This is a genomic window from uncultured Candidatus Kuenenia sp. (assembly GCF_900696675.1).
Taxonomy (GTDB): domain Bacteria; phylum Planctomycetota; class Brocadiia; order Brocadiales; family Brocadiaceae; genus Kuenenia; species Kuenenia stuttgartiensis_A.
Genome location: NZ_CAADGZ010000019.1, coordinates 19,608 through 42,861, shown reverse-complemented (window position 1 = coordinate 42,861; position 23,254 = coordinate 19,608). Strand labels below are relative to the sequence as shown.

Here is a 23,254-nt window from a genome sequence, read left to right as displayed (position 1 = left end):
CTTCATCGAAATGGTGAATCTCCTTTCAGGTGTTTTTTGTTATCAATATACCGCCGAATACCTTGGAAATCCTACCATTTCAATCCTATTCCTGCAACAAGGCTTTGCCTTGTTTGCAGGATTTAGGATATATATTTTTCGTGCATATTGTTTATTTGTAATTTATTTGCGACAACCTTCTCGTCTCTTTCTTTATAATGTGTATGGGGATATACAGAAAAATAAAATGTATCTTGTCGCATACCTTTAACCATACAATTCCGTATTTTTATAAATCAGTTTTTTACAAAAGATGCACGCATGCAATATGGTTTCCCGCCTTTCTCTGCCTCTTTTTATTCACGAATAGCCTGGCGCCATGCGCTGAATATAAATACACCATCTATTTCTATAATCCGGAAACCAATATCAACAATTTTGCCTCACTCAAAAAGGAGTTCGATCTCTACCTTGCCAGATTTGGCGGGTATCAATTTCAACCGTTTAGTGAACGCGAAATATTTGAAAAACTTATCTCCGAGAAAAAAGACGGTATCTTCATTATTTCAAGCTGGCATTATAAACAACTAAAAGAAAATATTTCTATCGAACCAATCCTGGTTGCCGTATCCAAAAATAAATCTACGTGCAGGAGAATTTTTTCAACAAGCAGGATTATTAACGACATAAGCATGTTAAGTGGCATGAACGTAGCTTCCGCCAGCAGTGAAGATTACACGAAAAACGTCCTTATTCAAATGTTCGGGGAAAACAAAGGTGCTGTTGCTTCCTCTATAAAAATACTCTCTGTTCCGAAAGAAATAGACGCATTGATGTCCGTAGGTTTTGGAATGGCAGACGCTGCTGTTACCACAGATAGCAGCCTTGCAAAGCTTTCCGTAATAAACAGGAAACTGTACGACACATTAAAGCAATTATTGATCAGCAACGAAACATTGCTTCCTATTGTAGCGGTACCAAAACCCCAGGACGAAAATCACAAAAAACTGGCAAAAATAATTAAAGATATGGAAGCCGCCGTGGAAGGGAAAAACAAACTCAGTATGCTTGGGTTTGACGGATGGAAAATACTCAACGCATCGGAAAAGGAATACCTGGAAAAACAATGATTAAATACAAAAACAATCTAATAAATAACATCCCGATGCTTGCCGCTATCATGCGCGAACAAGGCAGAAATCGTACATTCATGGCATTCTTTTTAATACTATTTTCCTTTCTGTCAGGCTACACAAATACGTCATACCCGGATACCACTGAAAATGTACTCATTATAAATTCAGACATATCCATCAAAAACTACTCCCTGGCGCATACGGGATTCAAATCCGTCATTCCACACCCGAAAGGCGAAATAAACCTTGGCAATAAATGGAAAGAGAGGTCCGAAACAGAGAAAATTATTCGGGAATCTGGTCCGGCTATCATATATTGCATTGGAATTAAGGCATATCTCTTCGCACAGGAAGTGACGAACGATGCCACTGTAATATTTTCTTCAATCATAAATTGGAGACGTCTCACCATAAAAGAAAACACCTATGGCATATCCTCCGAACTGCTTCCGAGTATGCAATTGACGATGTACCGTTACCTCTTCCCGAAAACAAACAAAATCGGCGTTCTTTATAGTAAGGAATATAATGAAGAATGGATGCAGCAGGCAAGGGAAGACGCCAAAGATATTGGAATCTGCCTTGTTGGAATATCCATAAACAAAAGGACAAACATAACCTCTGCCCTGAAAAAACTTCTTAAAAATGTCGACGCCATTTGGCTGACTTCAGACCCGGTTGTGCTATCAAAAACAGATGCCGTCAGCAATATATTCCAGCAATGCAATGCGGCAAATATTCCTGTGTTTACATACAGCGAGGCATTTATTGATGCGGGAGCGACTCTGGTTATTTCTGCTGACATTCCCACTACCGGCAAACAAGCCGCAAGGTTGACGCTCGACCTGCTCTCCCGGCAAGAAAAGATCGAAAAGGTTAACACCCCTGCCGGTTCACACATAAGCATCAACTTAAAAAAAGTTGCAGAAAATAAATTGATTTTAAACGCAGATGCATTAGATTCAGTGAATCAGATTATTCAATAAAACAGGGATTTTGCGGTGAATGCAACCCCTTTGTTTTTAAAAAATCCATCCATGCGTTAACCTCACGCTGACGTCGGTTTTTTACGAATGTCTCCGAACTAAATCAGAGACACACGGCTATGGGTCTGTATAATGGATGTGAAACGTGTTCCCGGCGCAGGATCAGGAATGTGTGTTCTAATCATAAAAATTGAAATTTTTTTAAAAAGACTAAAATGTTACTAAAAATCGTATTTTCTTATGCATGGTGATCCGCTTTTAATACGTCTTCAGCGTTACCTGATACCACAATAAAACACTTGCAATAAAATTCATAGTTTAGTATATTTGAAATTTCTCACCTTATGAGAATCGACATGGAGATTTCAGTGAATATACCGGGGAGGTTCGCTTGATAATAGCGATTGACGGGCCTGCCGGATCCGGCAAAAGTACGGTTGCAAAGACATTGGCAAAACACCTGGGTATTCGTTATCTTGACACGGGCGCCATGTATCGGGCATTAACATGGAAGGCTATGCAACATAATGTAAACCTCGATGATGAAAATGCTTTATGCAGGATTATGGAACAGACACAGATTTATTTTGAGAGTGAAGAAAAAGGGTTACAGGTATTTGTAGATGGCAGAAATGTAACCAAAGAAATTCGCTCACCATCGGTTACAAACAACACGCATCATATATCAGGCAAACCTGGCGTTAGGGCGATGCTGGTAAATCTGCAGAGAAAAATTGCCTCAAAAGGAAATACCGTTGCGGAGGGAAGAGACATCGGAACGGTTGTATTTCCTCAAGCGGAAAAAAAGTTTTTTCTTGACGCCAGAATAGAAATACGGGCCAAAAGACGTTTTCGCGAGAGAGAAACGCCGGACAACGAAAACTCGCTCGATAGTGTAATAAGAGAAATAGCATTACGCGACCAGCGTGACACAACAAGAAAGGATTCTCCTTTAAAAATCAGCGACGATTCAATTTACATTGATACGACAAATTTAACGTTAAACGAGGTGATTCACAGGATTATAAAAGAAGTGAATCCCCTTATAAAAAATAAAGTGTGATTTATTTTATTTCTTTGTCCCTTTTTCATTTTTATTTCGGAGAAGTTATTAAATTATGGGTCTTGAAACTTTAAAACGTGATTATTTAAAGGAATATAATGTTAATGTAGCAGATATAGAAAATGACGTGGAATCAATAATGGCAACAGAAGATGCCATGGAGAACGTACAGTCCGCTTATTATGATTCTGTCCTGCATTTTGAGGTCAACTCGATTCTAAAAGGCCGCATCATCAGTTCTATCGGCGATAACGTAATCATAGATTGCGGTTATAAATCCGAGGGCATGGTGCCTAAATACGAGTTCGACGACCCTTCCGAAATAAGAATTGGCGAAGAAATTGAAGTTTTATTAGAAGCAGTTGAAGACGATTCCGGACTCATAAAATTATCAAAACGCAAGGCCGACCGCATTCGTGGCTGGGAAACAGTTATTGCAAAATATAAAGAAGGGGACATTATTACCGGGCGTATTATTCGTAAGATAAAAGGAGGGCTGCTTGTAGATATTGGGGTACCTATTTTCCTGCCTGCCTCGCAAATTGACGTAAAACCACCGGGAGATATAGCACAATATGTTGGACAGGAACTTACCTGCAGAATTCTTAAAATTGACGAAGAACGGCAAAATATCGTTGTTTCACGAAGGAAACTGATTGAAGAAGAGCGGGAGAAAAAGAAAAAACTATTATTAATGGAAATAGAAGCAGGACAGACAAGAAAGGGCGTTGTGAAGAACATTGCCGATTTCGGCGCTTTTATCGATTTGGGTGGCATGGATGGACTGCTACATATTACGGACATGAGCTGGGGCAGGATAAGCCATCCATCAGAAATGCTTGCGATTGACGATGAAGTTGAGGTAAAAATACTCGATGTTGACAAAGAGAAGGAAAAGGTGGCTTTAGGGCTAAAACAAAAAACCGATAATCCATGGTTTAACATAGAGGAAAAATATCCAGTAGGTTCCAGGGTAAAGGGCCAGGTAGTTAATATCATGTCCTATGGGGCATTTGTTAAATTGGAGACGGGAATAGAAGGTCTTGTACATATTTCAGAAATGTCGTGGACACGTCGTATCAACCATCCTTCTGAGATTGTTGCCATCGGGGACATGGTAGAGGTAGTAGTGCTTAAAATCGATAGAGAAAAAGAAGAAATATCTTTAAGCATTAAACAAACAGAGGTCAATCCATGGACAATAATCGAGGAAAAATACCCGGCAGGAACGAAGATTAAAGGGCGGGTACGTAATCTGACAAACTATGGGGCATTTATAGAAATTGAAGAAGGCGTTGACGGTTTATTGCACATTTCCGATATGTCTTGGGCTAAAAAGGTGGCACATCCTTCAGAAATTGTTAAAAAGGGCGACAAAATAGAGGCGGTTGTTCTCTCTGTCGACAGGGAAAAGAAACGTGTTGCGCTTGGATTAAAGCAACTGCAAGACGATCCGTGGGAGAAAGAAATTCCTGAAAAATATAAGGTTGGCGATATTGTGAAAGGACACGTAACAAAACTCGCAAATTTTGGAGCCTTTTTAGAACTAGGACAAGGAATTGAAGGATTATTACATGTTTCCGAATTTTCAGATAAAAAAATCAGCAACCCTGCCGATGCGGTAAATGTAGGAGACGAACTAGAGGTGAAAGTAATTCGCATTGAGCCTGAAGCAAGAAAAATCGGCCTTAGTTTGAAGAAAATAGCGGCGCATCCTGAGGAAAAAAATAACTCTTCCGATAACTCTTCATCAGAAAAAGTAGTTCAAGAAGAAAAGGCGGAACCTTCCAGTGTCGTTGAATCCATTTAAATACAAGGAGATGGCACTACGGACTCTGCATTACAAGCCTACTTAAAAGAAATACAGAATATCCCTTTGCTTACTTTTGAAGAGGAACTGGAAATTGCCAGGAAAGTAGCAAAGGGCGATGCAGAAGCGCGGGAAAAACTAATAAAGGCAAACTTACGGCTGGTGGTAAGCATCGCAAAGGAATTTGTGAATCGCGGGTTTTCCTTTCTTGACCTCATAGAAGAAGGCAATCTGGGACTTATACGCGCCGTTGAGGATTTTGATATAACAACTGGCAATAGGTTCAGCACTTACGCTACTTGGTGGATTAAACAGGCAATTCGACGAGCTATTGCAAACAAGGCACGTACAATACGCATTCCCTCTTATATGCTGCAAAGAATTTCACAGATGAAACATGCCTCTTCCGGTTTGCTGAAAAAACACGAAAGATCGCCAAGCGAGCAAGAAATAGCAGCAGAAATGGACATCACTGCGCAAAATGTGAAAAACATCGAACTTTCCCTCCAGTCGATGACTTCTCTCGATGCTCCACTCGTTTCCGGCGCTGACATTATCTGGGCGTTAAGCGATATTACCCCAAACGGGAAAACGCTTCCTCCGGAAGAAGGACTGGAGGAGACGTATGAAAAAGAAACACTTAAAAAACTTTTGGATACCCTTGATAAACGTGCGGCAACGGTCATAACAATGCGCTACGGACTGGTTGACGGAGAGTCAAGAACACTGGAAGACATAAGCAAAATACTTAAAATAAGCCGGGAGCGTGTACGGCAGATCGAAAAAGAAACGATTCAAAAATTACACTATCTCATAACAAAAGAGGAAGATTCATAATGGAATATTTAAAAAAATTAATTCGCGATGTACCGGATTTCCCGAAAGTGGGAGTACTATTTAAAGACATAACGCCTCTTCTTCAAGACGCAAAGGGTTTGAAAGATTCGATAGCGTGTATTGCCAGCTACGTTGAAAACAAAAAAATAGATATTGTTGTCGGCGCGGAGGCGAGAGGCTTCATACTAGCGACAACGGTTGCTTTTTCAATCGGTACAGGTTTTGTTCCCATCAGAAAACCAGGGAAGCTTCCCTATGAAAAAGCAAGCATGACGTACAACCTTGAATACGGGACAGATACACTGGAAATACACAAAGATGGTATTAAAAAGGGACAACAGGTTCTCATGGTAGATGATCTTTTGGCTACTGGCGGCACAATGAATGCATGTTGCAAGCTGGTTGAGTCGCTTGGCGGCAATATTGTTGGTTGTGCTTTTTTAATTGAATTAGGTTTTTTGAACGGAAGGGATATCTTGAGTAAATATGACCTGTTTTCATTAATAAAATACTGATATCATTACAATTGATTTGCGTACAAAGCCGCAACCCGACGTAATTTAACAGTAAAATAGTTTCATGCCAGTGTACGTGAAAATTACCGGCAAAGAATTGCATTGCCGGAAAAGCCTTGCAATAAGTTATAATTTAAAATTTAAAATTTATATACAAATTTATATTTCTAAAATCAAATGCAGTGACTATAACAGTTAGCGCTTGCTTCCCGACAACCTGCCAAAATAAAACATTACGACCCCGATAAACAGCATAATCATTTCCATTTTCATAGAATCTTTTACTATTCCAAAATAAAGTGCATGTAATGCCACAATAATTCCTGCTATCTGCAAAATCCTTGAAAAATCCATTCTAACGGTCTCCGTGCTAAGTGTCACCAAACACATCTAAACTATTACCTGCAATACCTCCACGAAATGAACAAATGTTTTTTATTAAGCACACCACGCCTTACTTCATATTTTCCGCTATTTCAATCGCCAGCATCATCCCCTTTGCCTTATTTACCGTTTCATCAAACTCCTTTTCCGGTATTGAATCTGCAACGATTCCTGCTCCAGCCTGAATATACGCATGTTTATTCTTTAACACTATCGTTCGGATTGTAATGCATGTATTTATATTACCGAAGAAATCAAAATACCCTACAGCGCCACCATACGGCCCTCTTTTAGTAGGTTCCAGTTCGTCGATAATCTGCATTGCCCTAATCTTCGGAGCGCCGGAAAGTGTCCCCGCCGGCAAGCATGTCCTTAAAGCATCAAATGCACTTTTACTATCGTCTAGTTCGCCGCAAATACTCGAGGTAATATGCATTACATGTGAATATTTCTCGATGACCATTTTTTCTTCGATGCGAACAGTATTGTAACGGGAAACTCTCCCAACATCATTCCTTCCTAAATCAAGAAGCATTATATGCTCCGCTCTTTCTTTGGGATCTTCAATTAATTCACCAGCAAGCTTCTCATCTTCATCATCAGACAGTCCTCTTTTTCTGGTACCTGCAATAGGCCGTACGATAACTTTTTTACCATCTACCTTTACCATTACTTCGGGAGAAGACCCTATAAAATATAAATCATCCATTTTAAAATAAAACATATATGGAGAAGGATTGATTACCCGCAACACCCTGTAAATATTAAAAGGTTCCGCCTCGGTCTCAGTCTTAAATCTCTGTGAAATTACCACTTGAAAAATATCTCCTGCACGAATGTATTCTTTGCATCGGTCAACTGCAGATAAAAAATCTTTTCTTTCAAAATTTGAACAAAAAGACCGGCTCGTTTCTTTATCAGTCGTTATATCATCGCTTAACGACATGACAGGCGTTCTCAGCTTTTCAATAACACAATCAATTCTCTTGATAGATTCTTTATACAAATCTTCCAACTCGTTATTATCTACATATGCAGAACAGACAATCTTTATTGTTTTTGTCAAATGGTCAAAAACAATAATTGTGTCATAAAATAAAATCCTGATATCTGCCAGAAAAAGATCATCTTTAGGCATATCGGGCAGGGTTTCATAATAACGAATCACATCGTAACCGATGTATCCCACTGCGCAGCAAAAGAAATCAGGAAGTTCTTTTATTTTTACAGGACGTAACCTACTCATCTCTCTTTCAAGAATAGCCAGGGGGTCAGTTGTTTGAATTTTTTCATTATTTCCATTTTTCCTCAAAATTTCTACCTTCGTACCCATCGTAGTAAATTCAAGAAATGGGTCAGACCCAAGGATGGAATATCTCGAAATTTTTTCTCCGCCGGCAGCACTTTCAAGTAAAAAGGCATGTTTAGAATCTGATAATTTTTGAAATGCAGAAACAGGGGTAAGTGCGTCCGCAAACAGTTGTCTGTATACCGGCACAATATTGTTGGCCGAGGCAAGTTGTTTAAACTCTTCCAGGGAAGGATAGTAATTATTCATGTATTAAAAATTCTAGTTAAACAGAAAAAATCTCCGACTCTATATCTTCAACATAACTGTAAACTAATATACCTGAGTCTTTTGCAAATTCCATAGCCTTTTTATCTACCATTGGCGAGATCACAATAAGCTTCCGGGCCTTTCTGTTATGTTTTTTCTGATAGAAATCTACTTTTTTCTGAAATATATACATATCTGATTTGCTAATAGATGACTTTATCTCACATATCATAAAATGCCCGTTTTTTATCACTAAATCTAATTCTATCTGTTCAGGACGTCCAAAAATTATCCCTTCCTCATCATATTCAATGACATTAATTACATCTAATCCGGAAACCTCTCTCAATATTCCCTTCAAGGCATTCCTGAATGATTGTTCAGTCCTTAATCCCCACCGGGCGCCTAATGCGCCGATAGTGCTGTCATATTTCCGGTCCATCTTTTTGATAGATTCCATGATATCGCGAATAACCTTCTGGTTTTCTTCCCATTTACTTTCCTGTTTGTCCCACCGTTCAGCCTGCTCCTGCCAGCGCTGATCTTGTTTTTTCCACTTCTCTATCTGTTCCTGCCAGCGCTTATCTTGCTCTTCCCACTTCTCAGCCTGCTCCCACCAGCGTTTATCTTGTTCCTTCCGCTGCTCAGTCTGTTCCTGCCAGCGTTTATCTTGCTCTTCCCACTTCTCAGCCTGTTCCCACCAGCGTTTATCTTGTTCCTTCCGCTGCTCAGTCTGTTCCTGCCAGCGTTTGTCTTGTTCTTTCCACTTCTCAGCCTGCTCCCACCACCGATTGGTATCCTCCAACCATTTCCTGTTTTGTGTCTCTCTGTCTTCTGCAAGCTCTCTCAGTATCTTGTCAAACCGGTCTTCTGTCGTATCTTTGCCAGCAAAACATTCTTTAGAAATATGCAAGATAAAATCTTGTATCTCTTTGTCATGTTTAATAATATCCGGCAGTTCTTTGAGGATTATCTCGCGGATTTCTTTGGTTTTCATAATAAATACTCAAAATATTAGTTAACTCATTTGACTTACAGAAAATTTAAAGTTGTAGTAACGGTTAAATAAAAGTTTAACGGATTTTTGACCTTTTTCCATGCAAAAAAAATGGGTGTTGCCTCAGCAACACCCATTTCCAACCTATTTCATCAATACAAATATTCAAGCAAACACTACAGTATTAGAATGTAACAGTTGTTTGTAAATAGCCCCAATGTGTATCAAAATCACCGGCGTTCTTCTCGATCCAGTCCTCAGCGCCGAACCATGAATATCCAGCAAGGATACCTACATTTTTATACAATTGATAGCTTACCGTAAAATCAACCTCCTGCGCCAGATTGTCATCGTTAGAATAACCGCCGGCTGGACGTGCAGCAACAAGACCGGCAGCTGCGTTATACCAACCATCTTCTTCCTCGGCCAGCAGGAAGTAGTGATAATCCACCTGCATCATTAATTTATCGGTTGGGTTAACCTTTAAACTAGGCCTGAAGTCATGCATATTCTGCCATGAAACCAAATCGATAAAACCGTAGTTGCCCTGCATGTGGTTTGTGGGATAGAGATTATCAAAGGTCTCGTGATCCCCATCTGTTGGATCATCGTCACCCGAAGCAAAGGCATATTCAAACCCTATGCGAGGAGTCCATGCCACATCCTTAAAGGTATATCCAACCCTGCCTGCAAATGCCCATGCCTCATGGTCAAGATCACCGACATCACCGGTCTGACCGTGGGATTCCAATGTATAATCTACGGCATCCATGTTTGGCAATTTACCGTCAATCCTTACGCCGAAATCATGAATAATGGTGTTTCCCTTCCCAGCCCCTGTATGAGCACTAACAGCAGCGGTTTCGTCCTGATTATTCTTTTGTATATACATAAGCTCAATCAAAGCACCCGGCAAGAGCTTTTTAAACGATAACATACCAGCATATACATTTTCATCAGAATTCCCGCTGCCATCCACGGCGTAGGAAAGGTAACCATCCTCATCTACTCTCATTGCGAAGGCTTCTGCATGGATAGCATCCGTATCCCACATAACCCTGCCGCCATCAAATACACGCCCCTGATTAGACCAGACTAAGTTACCGATAACCCTGTGATCGCCCCAGATAATTTCCTGGCGTCCCACTCTTACCGTTAACGGAAGGTCGAAAAGATTCTTTAGGTCAAAATAACCCTGGTGGATATCGATACGGTTATTTGCCCCATCAGTGGCAAATCCAACAGTCGTACCTTCCACACCAAAAGCCCTGGAATCCTGAAGCTGGATAAATATCCTGAGATGCTCGTTTACATCCGCATCTGCCCATAGCCTAGTCTGGTTTAACACGTAATCATCATCTATAGACGATTTGGGTCTTGTCCCTGTAGCAGCACCACCAACTGGTATGGTAGGAGGGTTAAAACCAGGTAATGTCACATCCCCTGGAAAACTGTAGTAACCATTAGCATATTCCGCCCTGGTCCTGATCGACCCACCCAGTGTTACCTTCTTTGCAAATTCTGAATAAACATTTCCTGCAATATCCTCCGCTTTTAGCTCTTCTGCCTGTGCTGCGGTCTGAAACTCTCCTTTTAAGAAGTTTACTTCGCTCCTTAACGCCTCTAATTCTCCTTTTTCGCTTTCGCCCAAAGGAGCAGACGAAACAGCTTGGCCACCCCTTACTGTTTCTATTTGTTCCGTCAAGTTAGAAACAGAGGCCCTCAAGGCATTCAATTCTCTTTCCATGTCTTCCAGCGAGGAAGAACCAGCCCCATGCGCAAAGGGAGCAGCCGCAAAACAGAAGACAGCAGCAGCTACGCCACTAAAACACGTCTTCAAAAATTTATTTCTCATATACACCTCCCAATCATTAATAAACAGACCTCAAACTAAAACAGAATCACAACCAAATACACAAACAAAATTTAAAACCCGTATGTTAACGTAACCTTATAATATAACGCCTCCTTTCTCCTCCTCCTAGATTTGTTATACTCTCTAAAAAATTTAGCCGAACAAACAGCTACATGGCTAAGCGATAAAGATAACCTTGACGGAAACCATTGTAGCCTCAATTCTCAAATTGTCAAACAATTTTTTGCACATAGTATACATATCGCACCTGAATACTGGCGGACCATTCATGAAACTGCAATTACATTTGGCAGTAATAAAGCATTACACATCCCCTCCGGTTGCTATTTCTGGTGAAGTAAAGGACACATAAGATACCTCAATCTTACCGATTACAATAACAAGCGCAGACCATTTCTTACCACAAATACTTTAATGCTTATAATAAAAAGGGAATACCTCACATCAAAATCAAACGACTTGTATATAGCAAGCAAGAGAGAACATTTGAAGCCACATATCCGAACATAACCCCTTTAACGTTCGACCCGTTTTTGGATGACAGCCTCTTAATTTGCTTAGTTCAATCGGGACGTCAGAATTTGTCAGTACATCGAAAATCCAAAGATTCATTATACGTCACAAATCGCAAGCCAAATGTTACATTTTACGAAAAACGCCTTTGTAATACACTGTAATATTAAAGAGACAGGCGATAGGGCAACATGCCCATCACTACAAAGCAATTTATTGAATACTTGTACAAGCGGAGATGGTCTTTCAAACCTAAATAAGCCGTTGCAAAGTGAAATACACTTTCCGAATTACGATTTTACTCTTAACCAAAGAACCACTTAACGCGCTTTTCAGAAAGTCCTTTTTTTTAAATTTTTTGTTGACTCCCAAAGACCTGCCCTTATAATTATACACTTTGCAGCAAACCAATGCAACATTCGCTTAAATAGCTTAACAACAATAAATTAAATAGCTTTTCGTTAAAAAGGTACTCTTTACTATGGACAAAGACTTCAAACCAAAAAGTAAAAAATTCCACCTCTACAGGAAGACTTTTGTATCGGTACTTGTTCTGGCTTTTATCGCTGGAGGTATTTACGGCGGCAAAGAGCTAAGCTGGAAAGAACTTGCGCCAGACGAAGTAGCCGTAATCGTAAACAATTTAACTGGCAGCATAAAGCAAATTAATCGTGCAGGTGCGATTGTTTATTACCCTTTTATTCAGGATATTTATATATTAGACAAGCGTGAGCTGGTATTGAAGATGACGGCCGCTGAGATCAATGAAAAGCAACCACAGGGAAACCCTCTTATAATAAAAACTATTGACGGTGGTGAAGTTGTGTTGGATTTACAGATACAATATATCCTGAATCCGGAGTACGCTTCACACATAATTCAAAACACCGGCATTGGCGATGTTTACAAACAAAAATGGGTTTATGATTATGCACGCACCATTTGTTATTACTGTTACGGAGAGCTAGGTATAGATGAATTCCCAAGCGCTTCAAAACGCGATGCAAAAGCAGACAAAGCACGACTCGAAATTAATACTTTTTTAGAGCCGCATGGTTTTTTTCTTACTTCGATAAACCTCACAGATTATCGCTACTATAGAGAATACGCCGAAAAAATACAAGAGAGACGATTGGCTGACAAAGAAGTGGAAGAACAAAAAACCAGGGCAAAGGCGGCAATGGAAAACCAGAGGAGGGTAATCGTCGAAGAGACAAAAAAGAAAGAGGTGCGTGTTGCCAGATTCAGGGGTGATTGTGATAAAAGAATCATGGATGCAAGAGGTACTGCAGAGGCCAAGAAACAAGAGGCGGAAGCTTATTTAATAAAAGCAACATTTGAGGCAGAAGCCGATTTTGAGCGCTTGTCACAGGAAGCGCATGCCGTACTTGTAACGGTGAAGTCAGAGGCCGAAGGACTTGCCGCGTTAAGGGACGCTTTTGAAGGAAACGGAAGCCGCAATCTGGTCAGACTTGAATATGCAAAACGTCTGAAAAATGCCATTGTACGCGGTGTTCCGATTGTCAGAAGCGGGATCGAAGTACCGCAATCGATACAACGTTTCAAGTATATCGAAGACGCTCCCAAGATTGATTACTCACGCCCGGAACCTCCAGACGCGCCGATGGTTAGCCCGATGCAACCAGGTCCTCAAAAATCAGATTAATGGCCGCTGTAACGGTCAATAGACACTTTTTACTGCGTATTGATATCATAATTTAACGACTCATTTTTAGAATGTAGAGGCAAAAATGCACCTGGGAAAATTGACGGCAAAATATATCATTCCTATTGCGGTACTTGCGGTTATTGCGATCTCTATCGTCAGTATTAAATTCTTCGTCATAAAGGTTGGCGCTGATCAGGTGGGAGTGAGAACCCGTGTTTGGGGTGTAAGCAGGGGTATTGTGCAAAAGGATTATGGACCTGGCTGGCACAGGGCGATTTCGACAATAGACCAGTGGGACCTCTATGATATCACAGTGCAAACACTGGAAATGGCAAAGGAAAATTCGGGATTAGGGCACGATGAGAGAAAGCACGTTGCGATAAGAACCGCAGATGACTACGATGTGGAGGTTGATTTGGTTATTAAATACCAAATAAAAAGAGGTTCTGCCTGGAAACTCCGACAAGATCTTGGTGTCGGGGAGAGGTACAAGATAATCGTCGAGAATGAAACAAGAGACGTTGCACGTAGTGTCTTTGGAAAAATGGTGGAAAGAGATTTATACAACCCTGAAGAAAAACGCAAAAGAGCGGAAGAATGCAGAACAAGACTCCGGGAGCGCTTAGAGTCAAGATACATAGAAATTATAGATGTTTTGATTTTAGAATTCCGGTTTGACCAGCAGCTAGACCGCAAAATTAAGAATATCAAGGTTGCGGAATTGGACTACGTATTGAATCAGTCAAAAGCATTGGCCGCGGAACAAAGAGGTATTACTCAAACAATCGAGGCTGACACGGAAGCCGTAGCACAGAAAATTTCCGCCGATAAAGAACGAGAGGTTACCGTTTTGGATGCTGAGACTACAAAAATGGTAATTGAATATCTTGCAGAGGCGGACAAATATCTTATTGAAAAAAGGGCAGAGGGGGACAAATACAAACAGCAGCGAAAAGCGGAGGGGGAATTGTTGATTAAATTGGCTAGGGCTGAAGGGGAAAAATTGAGACGAGAGGCCATTAAAGGATTTGGCGGTGACATTATAGTTGCAATGGAGGCAGCAAGAAATTTCAATCTTGCAGATATAAATGTTTCTACCATGGATCTGAATTTGCTAAATGTTGATGAGATGGCAACACGGCTTGGAGTTTCAGATGAAAGGGGCAAAATTCAAGTAGACACGACAACATTTGAAGAAATAAAGCAACTGTTGAAAATGACAAAAGAAGGTGTGGGCAAGTTAGACCCAAAGAGTGAGCAATGGTTGAAAGACTTTGAAAAAAGTAGAGAAAATGCGACTCTAAAGTTTGGAAATTAGCTTAATATAGCCAATCAAATCTGATTTTAGAAATTTGGCGATAAAATGACTTTCTGAAAAATAGATTTATTTGACTAAGCATACTATCAAACAACTCCTAAATCTCCTCTTGATAGAGGGGATTTCTAATCTCCCCTATAAAAGCCGAGGGTGTATAAATTTTTCGAAAAACCTTATTTGTTTGATAATAAATATATGCGTAATGCATTTACTTTTATCGTATAAGTATGATTAATACAAATTTTTTGCGGGTATTTTCCCACTATTATTTAATACGCTGAAAATAAGTACTTTAGCAATTCAAATTTTTTTTGTAATAAATTTATAATTTATTAAGTACCAATTTAGCAATAATTTAAATACTGTGAACCGTTACGCTTTGCGATCTACTATATAATAGTTCAAGTTTTTGTAATTACTCTACGGATTTTGCGCAGCGAAAACCAATCTGTGGTGTTTCTGCATGGGGAAGGACACGATACCTTGCTGCACATCGGGCGAAGTGTCCGAAATAATGCCAGCTACCTCCACGAATAACTTTTTGTTGCCCAGATTCCGGACCCTTTGGGTTTTCACGAGGAAAAGAATAATAGTAATTTTGATCATACCAATCAGTACACCATTCCCAGACATTACCCGACATATCATAGCAACCGTAGGGGCTTTTGCCCTGTTTATAACTTCCGACAGGAGATGTCTGCATTTTCTTTGTTTCCCAAACATTGCATCTTTCCGCATCAAATATCTCATTCCCCCAAGGCCACAAACGCCTGTCACTGCCACGCGCTGCTTTTTCCCACTCTGCCTCTGTAGGCAAACGTTTGCCGGCCCACTCTGCGTAAGCAACCGCATCCTCCCATCTGACGCCAACAACAGGCTTGTCCGGAGTATTAAACCTTTCATCAAACCAGCAGTACGGAATACGATGCCCTGTTTCTTCTATAAATTTTGCATACTGTTCGTTTGTTACCTCATATTTATCAATGTAATAGCTGTCCAGATACACAATATGCTCCGGCCCATCATATATGTTAAATGCCAACATAAACGTCCAATCGTAATATTTATCTTCCCCCATATAGAACTCACCCGCAGGGACATAAACCATACCCGGATACTGTTCGCCTTCTTCCGCAGCAAGTAATCCTTTTAAAAAAAATACCATAACAAAAGCGAACAAAACAATCCATCTTTTGACAATCCACATATCAGTATCTCCTCTTCGCCAACACCTCGTACCTTGCAATATCTACCGGCGAATAACCGGTAATAATTTCGTTAAACTTTCTGATAGCTTCATTCTTAAAAGATCTTATTGAAAAATCCTGCATGAACAAAACCAAATCCTTTTTGTCGTATACCTTTATTTCAAAATTAGCAATACTTTGATCTTTTCCGGACAAATTTTTTATCTCCCCCTCGATTTGTGCGGAAGATCCAAAAGGAAGCAGTTTTACATTCCTCACATAAAACCCCTCTCCTGCCTCATTAAAACCTTCTTCTTCGGGAGACGGCTCGCGCGCAACCGGTTCTTCCTTTGCGGCCACAACCGTTTCCGTACCTACGGCTTCAGCCACCGGCGTCACCTTGACTTCCGGAGATGCCACCACGACCGCCGCCGTAGCAGTACCAGAAGAAACAACTCCCCGTCTCTCCAAATTTTTCACCCTTCGGTCAAACTCTTCAAAAATTTTTATTTGTTGATCCAGCGCCTCTGTACGTGTTTTTATATTTACCTCTGCGGCGGCAAGGATTTTTTCCTGCTCTGCAAATTTATCGGTAACCAGTTTATTTATGTCTTCAAGCGCCTTTTTAAAAGGGGCTAATGGTGTTTCGGCTTCTTGATATTTTTTTTCAAGAACAGTTGTTTTCACCTCCTGGTCTTCAACTCTTTTCTTTAAATCAGAAAACAGTTTTTTAAAGACATCAAATGTTTTGCCAAAAGAATCAAGTGTATTTTTCACATCTTCAATAGAGGTCACTTGTTCCACCTTTTCCAGTCTTGAAACAATTTTATTCATTTTTCCTTCAAGATCTTTTATGATTTTGCTGGATTCTTTCAGGGGAGCGATGGTCTCCTTTACGTCTTTATTCAGTTCAGAGAACTGTGCGCTAAGGTTATCAATATTGCGCATCCAGTCCCTCAGTGATTTTTGAAAATCCGTCAGCTTATCAAAAACTTCCTGTCCGCTTGTTTGTCCTATAGCACTTTTTTGCACAAATAAAACCACAGGTAAATATATAAATACCAGCAAAACAGCAATATAAACCCAGTGCTTCATGAATCGTACTCCAACTTGAATTGATTTCTGAATAAAAACACCGTGTAGAGTTTAACAAAAACCCCGTCTTACCGCAAATATTATCCCCTTTACTACTAAATGGTGCGAATGCGGGTCTTATTTTTAAACTATTGCATTTTTCTATGCATGAAAGTTTAAATTTGATTTCATAGGATTAAAAGGTTATCATATTCCCGTTATTATTGCATTTGCCCTGATAAAACACAACGTAACGTCTTATATTTACATATTCGCAAAAACATTGTTATTTTTTTGGAAAGGCAGTGTCATGTTAGTCTTAATCGCAGACGATCTTCCTGACGTATGTAACGAAATACTACAAAATGCCGGGGTTGAAGTTTTAAAGAAAACCGGTTTAAAACCGCCTGAATTAGATGCTGTTATAAAAATGTGCGATGGCGTTATCGTGAGAAGCAATACAAAACTCACCGCTCCTGTGCTCGAAAAAAGTGAAAAGCTGAAAGCCATTTGCCGTGCGGGCGTGGGCGTCGACAATATAGATGTTCCTGCCGCTACAAAAAAAGGCATTGTCGTCATGAATACCCCCGCAGGCAATATCATTTCAACGGCAGAACATACCATTGCCTTGCTTTGTTCTCTCTCGCGTTTCGTTCCCCAGGCATGTGCGTCGGTGAAGGAAGGGAAGTGGGAGAAAAAGAAATTTACAGGTCAGCAGCTCACCGGAAAAACATTTGGCATCATAGGACTAGGCAGGGTGGGCAGACAAGTGGCAAAACGGGCGGCTGCCTTAGAGATGAAAGTAATTGGCTATGATCCTTTTATAACCACTGAAATTTCATCACAGTATAACATACATATTGTAAAAAACCTTAGAGATCTTTTGGCACAGGCAGACTATATCACGATTCACGTTACGCTTAACAAAGAAACGAAGAACCTTATAACAAGCAAAGAATTTTCACTCATGAAGAAAGGCGTCCAAATAATAAATTGCGCAAGAGGCGGCGTTATTTGCGAAGAAGATCTTTATAACGCCATTAAAACAGGACAGGTTGCCGGCGCGGCCCTGGACGTATTTGAAGAAGAACCTCCAAAGGATAATAAGTTACTACAACTGGAAGAGGTCATTGCGACGCCACATTTAGGAGCATCCACCGAAGAAGCGCAATATGCGGTTGCGATTGAGGCAGCGGAACAGATGGCCGCAGCCCTTACCGGAAAAGGATATAAAAACGCCGTGAACCTTTCTCCCTATAGTCCGGAAGAGTATGCCAGCCTGAAGTCCTATCTTGCCCTTGCAGAAAAAATGGGATCTTTTTTAACACAAATAAATAATGCGGGCATTCAGACATTAGATATTGTTTATACGGGAGAGATTTCTCATAAAAATATTCGAATCGTTACCGATAGCCTTATAGTAGGGTTGCTCAAGCCGAGCCTTGAAGAAGGCGTAAATCTTGTAAGCGCTCCGACCTTGCTCGCAGAACGTGGCATCAAGGTAAATGTCACGACCAGCAGCAATGCATGTGATTTTAGCAGTCTTGTTGCCGCAAAAATTACTACTTCAAACGGAGAAACCTGTATTTCCGGAACCGTATTTGGCAAAAACGAACCAAGGCTGGTAGACATTAATGGTTATGGAGTTGAGGCCATTCTCAATGAACAGATACTCGTTCTGTTTGGCAGGGATAAGCCGGGTTTCATTGGACAGGTCGGCTCTCTTCTTGGCAACAAAAACATAAACATCGCACATATGACCTTCGGCAGGAAAGAAGTAGGGGGAAACACCATCAGTATTCTAAATATAGATGCGGTGCCGCCGCAAGATTGTCTAAATGAAATTAAACAACTAAACCACATTGATGCGGCATTTTTGGTACAACTCTAAAAAAGTTTTAGAAAAATGAATAATAAGGGTGACACGGACAAAGCCTGCTTGTACGTGTCACCAACTCTACGAGGGAGAAAAATTTCGGCAGCGGCACATTTCTTTCTTGTTAAAAATGCATCATTTCATGCAGATCAGCAACATTCTTTTCTTTCAAACATTTCAAATGCTATGTGAATAATAAGCGTTGTATACGCAATGGCATAAACGACCATAAGCAAAATATAACGAACGTCAATCCCTTCCGAAGGATAACCCATGCTTATAGCACTCACCCCTTCCAGATTCGGGAAAATTGTGTACAAAAATGCAAACAGCCACAAGAAATGGCGCTCATTCGCATTGAAAAGGTTTTGAACAAGACCTAGCAGGTTTCCAACAATATAGACAAACACACAACAACTCAAATTAGCCGACACTGACAAATAAACAGACCCCGCGATTGCTATTGCACACATTATTTCTATCTGTAAAAATGTATAGAAAAGCGGGAGAAAGGTAGTGCTCACGAAGTGTATAATGGAGGGGAAAAGTGCCACACCAAGATCTATCAGATTTTTCAAAGACAGGGAAGCAACTAAAAAAGCCCCTAATATTAAATATTCCACGGTCGCCACTATCAATATACCAAAAAACTTTCCGAGGACAACATCACGACTACACACTGGTTTTGCCAACAGCGTCAAAATAGTGCAACTTTCTCTCTCTTTTGATAGAGCATTTGCCGCAGACATGGAAACCAATACGAGACAACACACCGTAATGGTAGAAATGCCCATTTCTTTCATCAGCCGGATCTCTTCACCAAAGGCAAACAGCGTAAAAAAAAGGGACAAAAACGTTAAAAACATGCCAACGCCGGTAATTACATAAAATAAGGGCTGCCGAAAAACATCCCTTGATGTATTAATTGCGAGACAAAACAGAGCGCCATTCATAAAAAACCCTTGAATTTAACCAGAAAACCCATAGACTCTATTAAAAATGTTTCACGTGAAACATTTCAGGACGGACAACCGGCCGGATCCCAACACCTACAGAAAAATATTTCAATGGAAAAACATTCAAAAAAAAGGACGAAACCCATGTCCAAAAACGAAGGACTTAGCAAAGGGCTGCAATCTCTCCTGGGAGGCGTCATTGGTATAGAATCCCAACAGGAAGAGGGCGTAATCATACAATTGAATCCCAACGACATAAAACCGAATAGCATGCAACCCCGCAACCTTTTTAAGGAAGCAGAAATGCATGATCTTATGGCATCTATCAAAAAACACGGTATTTTGCAGCCTATCATCGTGACGCCCCTTGCCCACGGCTATATGCTTATTGCAGGGGAACGGCGTTGGAGGGCGGCAAAGGAACTCGGCATGAAAAAAGTACCCGCAATTGTACGCAAGACTGATGATGAAAGCCTCCTCGAAATCGCTTTAATAGAAAACATCCAAAGAGAAGACCTTAATCCTATCGAAAAGGCCCTTGGGTTCCGTGAGTTGGTAAAAAAATTCGGATTCACGCAGGAACAAGTCGCCCATGCAATGGGAAAAGACCGCAGTTCAGTAGCAAATTATCTCCGGCTTCTCGAACTTCCCGATGAAATCCAGGGACATGTTTCACGTGGAACAATCTCCATGGGGCATGCCCGGGCGTTGCTTTCTCTTCATGAAAAAGAAATGCAGATAAAATACTGCACCATTATCATTAAGGAAGGTCTCTCCGTAAGGGATGTTGAATCCATGGTTGCCGGAGAAAAAAATCTTCGCAAGCCAGAGAAACGACCCGAGAGAAAATTACCCACGCCGCATATTGCCGACATTGAGGATCGCTTTCGAAAGCATTTTGGGGCAAAAGTAAAGATACGCGAACGACATGGTAGGGGGCAAATAACTATTGCCTTTAACAACAATGAAGAGTTCGAGCGGATTGCCAATAAAAGCGGGATTAGTCTTTAAAATAGATATTCACTTTCCCCGCAAATTCATTTTTTTAACGTTGCCCGTATAAATTCTCTAAACAATGGGTGTGCTTTTGTTGGCTTTGATTTAAATTCCGGATGAAACTGCACACAGACAAACCACGGATGATTTATAATTTCCATGATCTCGACCAGCCGGTCTTCCTGTGAATGTCCACTAAATCTCATTCCATTTGCTAAAAATCTCTCTTTATACGCATCATTGAATTCGTATCGATGTCGATGCCTTTCGGAAACTATGGCCTTTTTATATGCTTCATACGCCTTTGTACCTTCTTCAACAAAACAGGCTTGAGCCCCTAATCGCATTGTTCCGCCTTTTTTTGTTATATTTTGCTGTTCTTCGAGTAGGCTTATTACGGGATGCGGGGTAGCAGGATCAAATTCGGTGCTGTTTGCGCCGGCAAGATTACAGACATTTCTTGCAAACTCTATAGAGGCGCACTGCATTCCGAGGCAAATGCCAAAAAAGGGGATGTTGTTTTCCCTCGCGTATTGAATTGCCATTACTTTTCCTTCAACACCCCTCGCACCAAATCCACCGGGCGCCAATATTCCATTTACCCCTTTTAAGCATGCTTCTGCCCCGAACCTTTCTACATCCTCAGATTCAATTCTGCGTTCTTTTACTCGTGCATTGTTTTCTATTCCGCCGTGTATTAACGACTCATAAATAGATTCATACGCCGATTGATGCCCTATATATTTTCCAACAATAGCTATTTCTGTCGTATACTTCGGATTTCTCAGTATCTCTAATATTGATAACCACTTATCTATATTCCCATTATTTGTTTTCAGTTGGAGTTTTTGTATGATCAACTTGTCCAGCCCCTGTTCCATAAGTATAAGAGGTATTTCATACAAATATGGTTTTACATCCTTCTCCTCTATAATTGCGTTTTTATCAACATTACAAAAAAGCGATATCTTTTCTTTTATCTCTTCGCTCAAATGTTTCTCTGTCCTGCATATAATAATATCCGGCTGCACACCAGCCTGCCGTAACATACCAACACTGTGTTGTGTAGGTTTTGTCTTTATTTCGTCTGCCGCACTTAAATATGGCACAAGTGTTAAATGAATGTAGAGTACGTTTCCCCTGCCTATCGTTTGCCCGAATTGTCTGATTGCTTCAAGAAACAACTGGCTTTCGATATCGCCCACAATGCCGCCAATCTCAGAAATTACCACATCAGTGTCCGGTCCATCCAGCTTTTTAATGCATTCTATAACCTCATTCGTAATATGAGGGATGACCTGCACCGTCTTTCCCAAATATTCGCCATTCCGCTCCTTCATAATAACGGAATAGTAAATAGACCCTGTAGTAAAGTTACAGTATTTGTTTGTTTCTGCATTGGTAAATCTTTCATAATGCCCGAGGTCCAGATCCGTTTCCGCGCCATCTTCAGTTACATATACTTCTCCATGTTCATACGGGCTCATCGTTCCCGGATCAACGTTGACATACGGATCAAATTTCTGCAATCGCACCTTTAATCCTCTGCTCTCCAGTAACATCCCTATAGAAGCAGAATTTAAGCCCTTCCCGAGTGACGATACTACTCCGCCCGTAACAAAAATATGTTTAGTCATTTTTATGTCTTTCTATAAATTCCATCAAATCATTTTTAGTATTTATACCACACGATACATACTCAGTAATTGCCACTTTTATTTTATATCCATTTGAAAGCGCCCTAAGTTGTTCAAGTTTTTCCGCCATCTCTAATTTCGATGGCAATAAATTACGGTACTTCAGCAAAAAGTCCCTGCGATATCCATATATTCCAAGGTGTCTTAAAAATTCTCTGCCATTTCCTTGTTCATCATTATCCCGCACATATGGTATTTGAGAACGGGAAAAGTAGAGTGCATATCCGTTATTATCCAATACCACCTTTACACAGTTTGGATCTCTTAATGCCTCCGCATTTTCTATTCTGTTTGCAAGGGTTGACATTACCGCGTTATCATCTTTCTCCAGCACATCAATAACTAAATCGACCATTGCACCGTTCATTTCCGGCTCATCTCCCTGCACGTTTACGATAAAATCCGCATCTATCCTTTCAGCAATTTCAGAGATCCTATCTGTGCCGGAATGATACTCCCCTGAAGTCATTTCTGCCACACCCCCAAAACCCTTTACGATATCAAAAATCTGCCTGCTGTCCGTTGTAACAATTACCTTTTCAATACCCCTGGCGGATTTCACATTTTGATACACATGCTCTATTATATACCTCCCCGTAATATCTTTTACTTCCTGTAAAATCAATTTCCCCTGTAATCGTGAAGAATCATATCTTGCAGGAATTATTACCACCGATTTATGCTTATTCATATAGTATCCAAATGTGTATTTTTACTCTATGCACGATAAGAGCTTAATTCTATTAAAGTGTATGGCATATTCAAATGTTTTTTAAAAGATTCTTTTGCAAAAAAACTCCCAGTAGTACCTTATCGGTATCAGATCG

19 protein-coding genes are annotated in these 23,254 nt (G+C 40.4%); 10 read left to right on the top strand and 9 right to left on the bottom strand.

Going from position 1 to position 23,254, the window contains the following annotated elements:
• Positions 1 to 233 precede the first annotated feature (233 nt).
• From QZT26_RS05055 to QZT26_RS05030, 6 genes are all read left to right on the top strand, one after another.
• The gene (locus tag QZT26_RS05055; RefSeq protein ID WP_157820467.1) at positions 234 to 1,109 is read left to right on the top strand and encodes a PhnD/SsuA/transferrin family substrate-binding protein; all 876 of its coding nucleotides are present in this window, start codon (positions 234 to 236) and stop codon (positions 1,107 to 1,109) included.
• Positions 1,106 to 2,101 carry an ABC transporter substrate binding protein gene (locus QZT26_RS05050; RefSeq protein ID WP_157820468.1) on the top strand — a complete coding sequence of 332 codons (996 nt, stop codon included), beginning with the start codon at positions 1,106 to 1,108 and terminating at the stop codon, positions 2,099 to 2,101. Before QZT26_RS05055 ends, QZT26_RS05050 begins: the two co-directional genes overlap by 4 nt.
• A 391-nt stretch (positions 2,102 to 2,492) precedes the next feature.
• On the top strand, positions 2,493 to 3,164 hold the full coding sequence (gene cmk / locus QZT26_RS05045; RefSeq protein ID WP_099324853.1) for a (d)CMP kinase: 672 nt from the start codon (positions 2,493 to 2,495) through the stop codon (positions 3,162 to 3,164).
• Between the two features lie 55 nt (positions 3,165 to 3,219).
• Positions 3,220 to 4,974 (top strand): 30S ribosomal protein S1, encoded by a 1,755-nt coding sequence (locus tag QZT26_RS05040; protein WP_295101058.1) that lies wholly within the window; start codon positions 3,220 to 3,222, stop codon positions 4,972 to 4,974.
• A complete protein-coding gene (locus QZT26_RS05035; protein ID WP_295101060.1) occupies positions 4,975 to 5,811 on the top strand; it encodes a sigma-70 family RNA polymerase sigma factor in 837 nt (278 codons plus the stop codon).
• Positions 5,811 to 6,326, top strand: coding sequence for an adenine phosphoribosyltransferase (locus tag QZT26_RS05030; RefSeq protein WP_099324856.1), 516 nt, complete (start codon positions 5,811 to 5,813; stop codon positions 6,324 to 6,326). Before QZT26_RS05035 ends, QZT26_RS05030 begins: the two co-directional genes overlap by 1 nt.
• Positions 6,327 to 6,521: 195 nt before the next feature.
• Here QZT26_RS05030 and QZT26_RS05025 read toward each other — a convergent pair whose 3' ends face one another.
• The 4 genes from QZT26_RS05025 to QZT26_RS05010 form a co-directional block, all read right to left on the bottom strand.
• The gene (locus QZT26_RS05025; RefSeq protein WP_157820469.1) at positions 6,522 to 6,680 is read right to left on the bottom strand and encodes a hypothetical protein; all 159 of its coding nucleotides are present in this window, start codon (positions 6,678 to 6,680) and stop codon (positions 6,522 to 6,524) included.
• 100 nt (positions 6,681 to 6,780) lie between these two features.
• Positions 6,781 to 8,268, bottom strand: coding sequence for an anthranilate synthase component I (gene trpE / locus QZT26_RS05020; RefSeq protein ID WP_295101055.1), 1,488 nt, complete (start codon positions 8,266 to 8,268; stop codon positions 6,781 to 6,783).
• A gap of 16 nt (positions 8,269 to 8,284) precedes the next feature.
• A complete protein-coding gene (locus QZT26_RS05015; RefSeq protein WP_099324858.1) occupies positions 8,285 to 9,265 on the bottom strand; it encodes a DUF3782 domain-containing protein in 981 nt (326 codons plus the stop codon).
• Between the two features lie 184 nt (positions 9,266 to 9,449).
• Positions 9,450 to 11,120 carry an alginate export family protein gene (locus QZT26_RS05010; RefSeq protein ID WP_099324859.1) on the bottom strand — a complete coding sequence of 557 codons (1,671 nt, stop codon included), beginning with the start codon at positions 11,118 to 11,120 and terminating at the stop codon, positions 9,450 to 9,452.
• Between the two features lie 1,015 nt (positions 11,121 to 12,135).
• Between QZT26_RS05010 and QZT26_RS05005 the strand changes: the two genes are divergently transcribed.
• Together QZT26_RS05005 and QZT26_RS05000 are read left to right on the top strand one after the other, a co-directional pair.
• The gene (locus tag QZT26_RS05005) at positions 12,136 to 13,320 is read left to right on the top strand and encodes an SPFH domain-containing protein (protein WP_099324860.1); all 1,185 of its coding nucleotides are present in this window, start codon (positions 12,136 to 12,138) and stop codon (positions 13,318 to 13,320) included.
• 85 nt (positions 13,321 to 13,405) lie between these two features.
• The gene (locus QZT26_RS05000; RefSeq protein WP_099324861.1) at positions 13,406 to 14,641 is read left to right on the top strand and encodes an SPFH domain-containing protein; all 1,236 of its coding nucleotides are present in this window, start codon (positions 13,406 to 13,408) and stop codon (positions 14,639 to 14,641) included.
• Between the two features lie 415 nt (positions 14,642 to 15,056).
• On the opposite strand, the gene QZT26_RS04995 is transcribed toward QZT26_RS05000, so the two are convergent.
• Entirely contained in the window at positions 15,057 to 15,848 is a 792-nt protein-coding gene (locus QZT26_RS04995; protein ID WP_099324862.1) for a formylglycine-generating enzyme family protein, read from the bottom strand.
• 1 nt (position 15,849) lies between these two features.
• Entirely contained in the window at positions 15,850 to 16,923 is a 1,074-nt protein-coding gene (locus tag QZT26_RS04990; protein ID WP_099324863.1) for a hypothetical protein, read from the bottom strand.
• A 289-nt stretch (positions 16,924 to 17,212) separates the two neighbouring features.
• On the opposite strand from QZT26_RS04990, the gene serA reads away from it, so the two are divergent.
• Positions 17,213 to 18,793 carry a phosphoglycerate dehydrogenase gene (serA, locus tag QZT26_RS04985; protein ID WP_099324864.1) on the top strand — a complete coding sequence of 527 codons (1,581 nt, stop codon included), beginning with the start codon at positions 17,213 to 17,215 and terminating at the stop codon, positions 18,791 to 18,793.
• A 134-nt stretch (positions 18,794 to 18,927) separates the two neighbouring features.
• Here serA and QZT26_RS04980 read toward each other — a convergent pair whose 3' ends face one another.
• A complete protein-coding gene (locus tag QZT26_RS04980) occupies positions 18,928 to 19,731 on the bottom strand; it encodes an ABC transporter permease subunit (protein WP_164994456.1) in 804 nt (267 codons plus the stop codon).
• Positions 19,732 to 19,878: 147 nt separating this feature from the next.
• Here QZT26_RS04980 and QZT26_RS04975 point away from each other — a divergent pair, with 147 nt between their 5' ends.
• Positions 19,879 to 20,745: a ParB/RepB/Spo0J family partition protein gene (locus QZT26_RS04975; protein WP_164994455.1), complete on the top strand. Its 867-nt coding sequence runs from the start codon at positions 19,879 to 19,881 to the stop codon at positions 20,743 to 20,745.
• Between the two features lie 26 nt (positions 20,746 to 20,771).
• Here QZT26_RS04975 and QZT26_RS04970 read toward each other — a convergent pair whose 3' ends face one another.
• Entirely contained in the window at positions 20,772 to 22,367 is a 1,596-nt protein-coding gene (locus QZT26_RS04970) for a CTP synthase (RefSeq protein ID WP_164994454.1), read from the bottom strand.
• On the bottom strand, positions 22,360 to 23,118 hold the full coding sequence (gene kdsB, locus QZT26_RS04965; RefSeq protein WP_164994453.1) for a 3-deoxy-manno-octulosonate cytidylyltransferase: 759 nt from the start codon (positions 23,116 to 23,118) through the stop codon (positions 22,360 to 22,362). The genes QZT26_RS04970 and kdsB overlap by 8 nt, the downstream gene beginning before the upstream one ends.
• Positions 23,119 to 23,254: the final 136 nt, after the last annotated feature.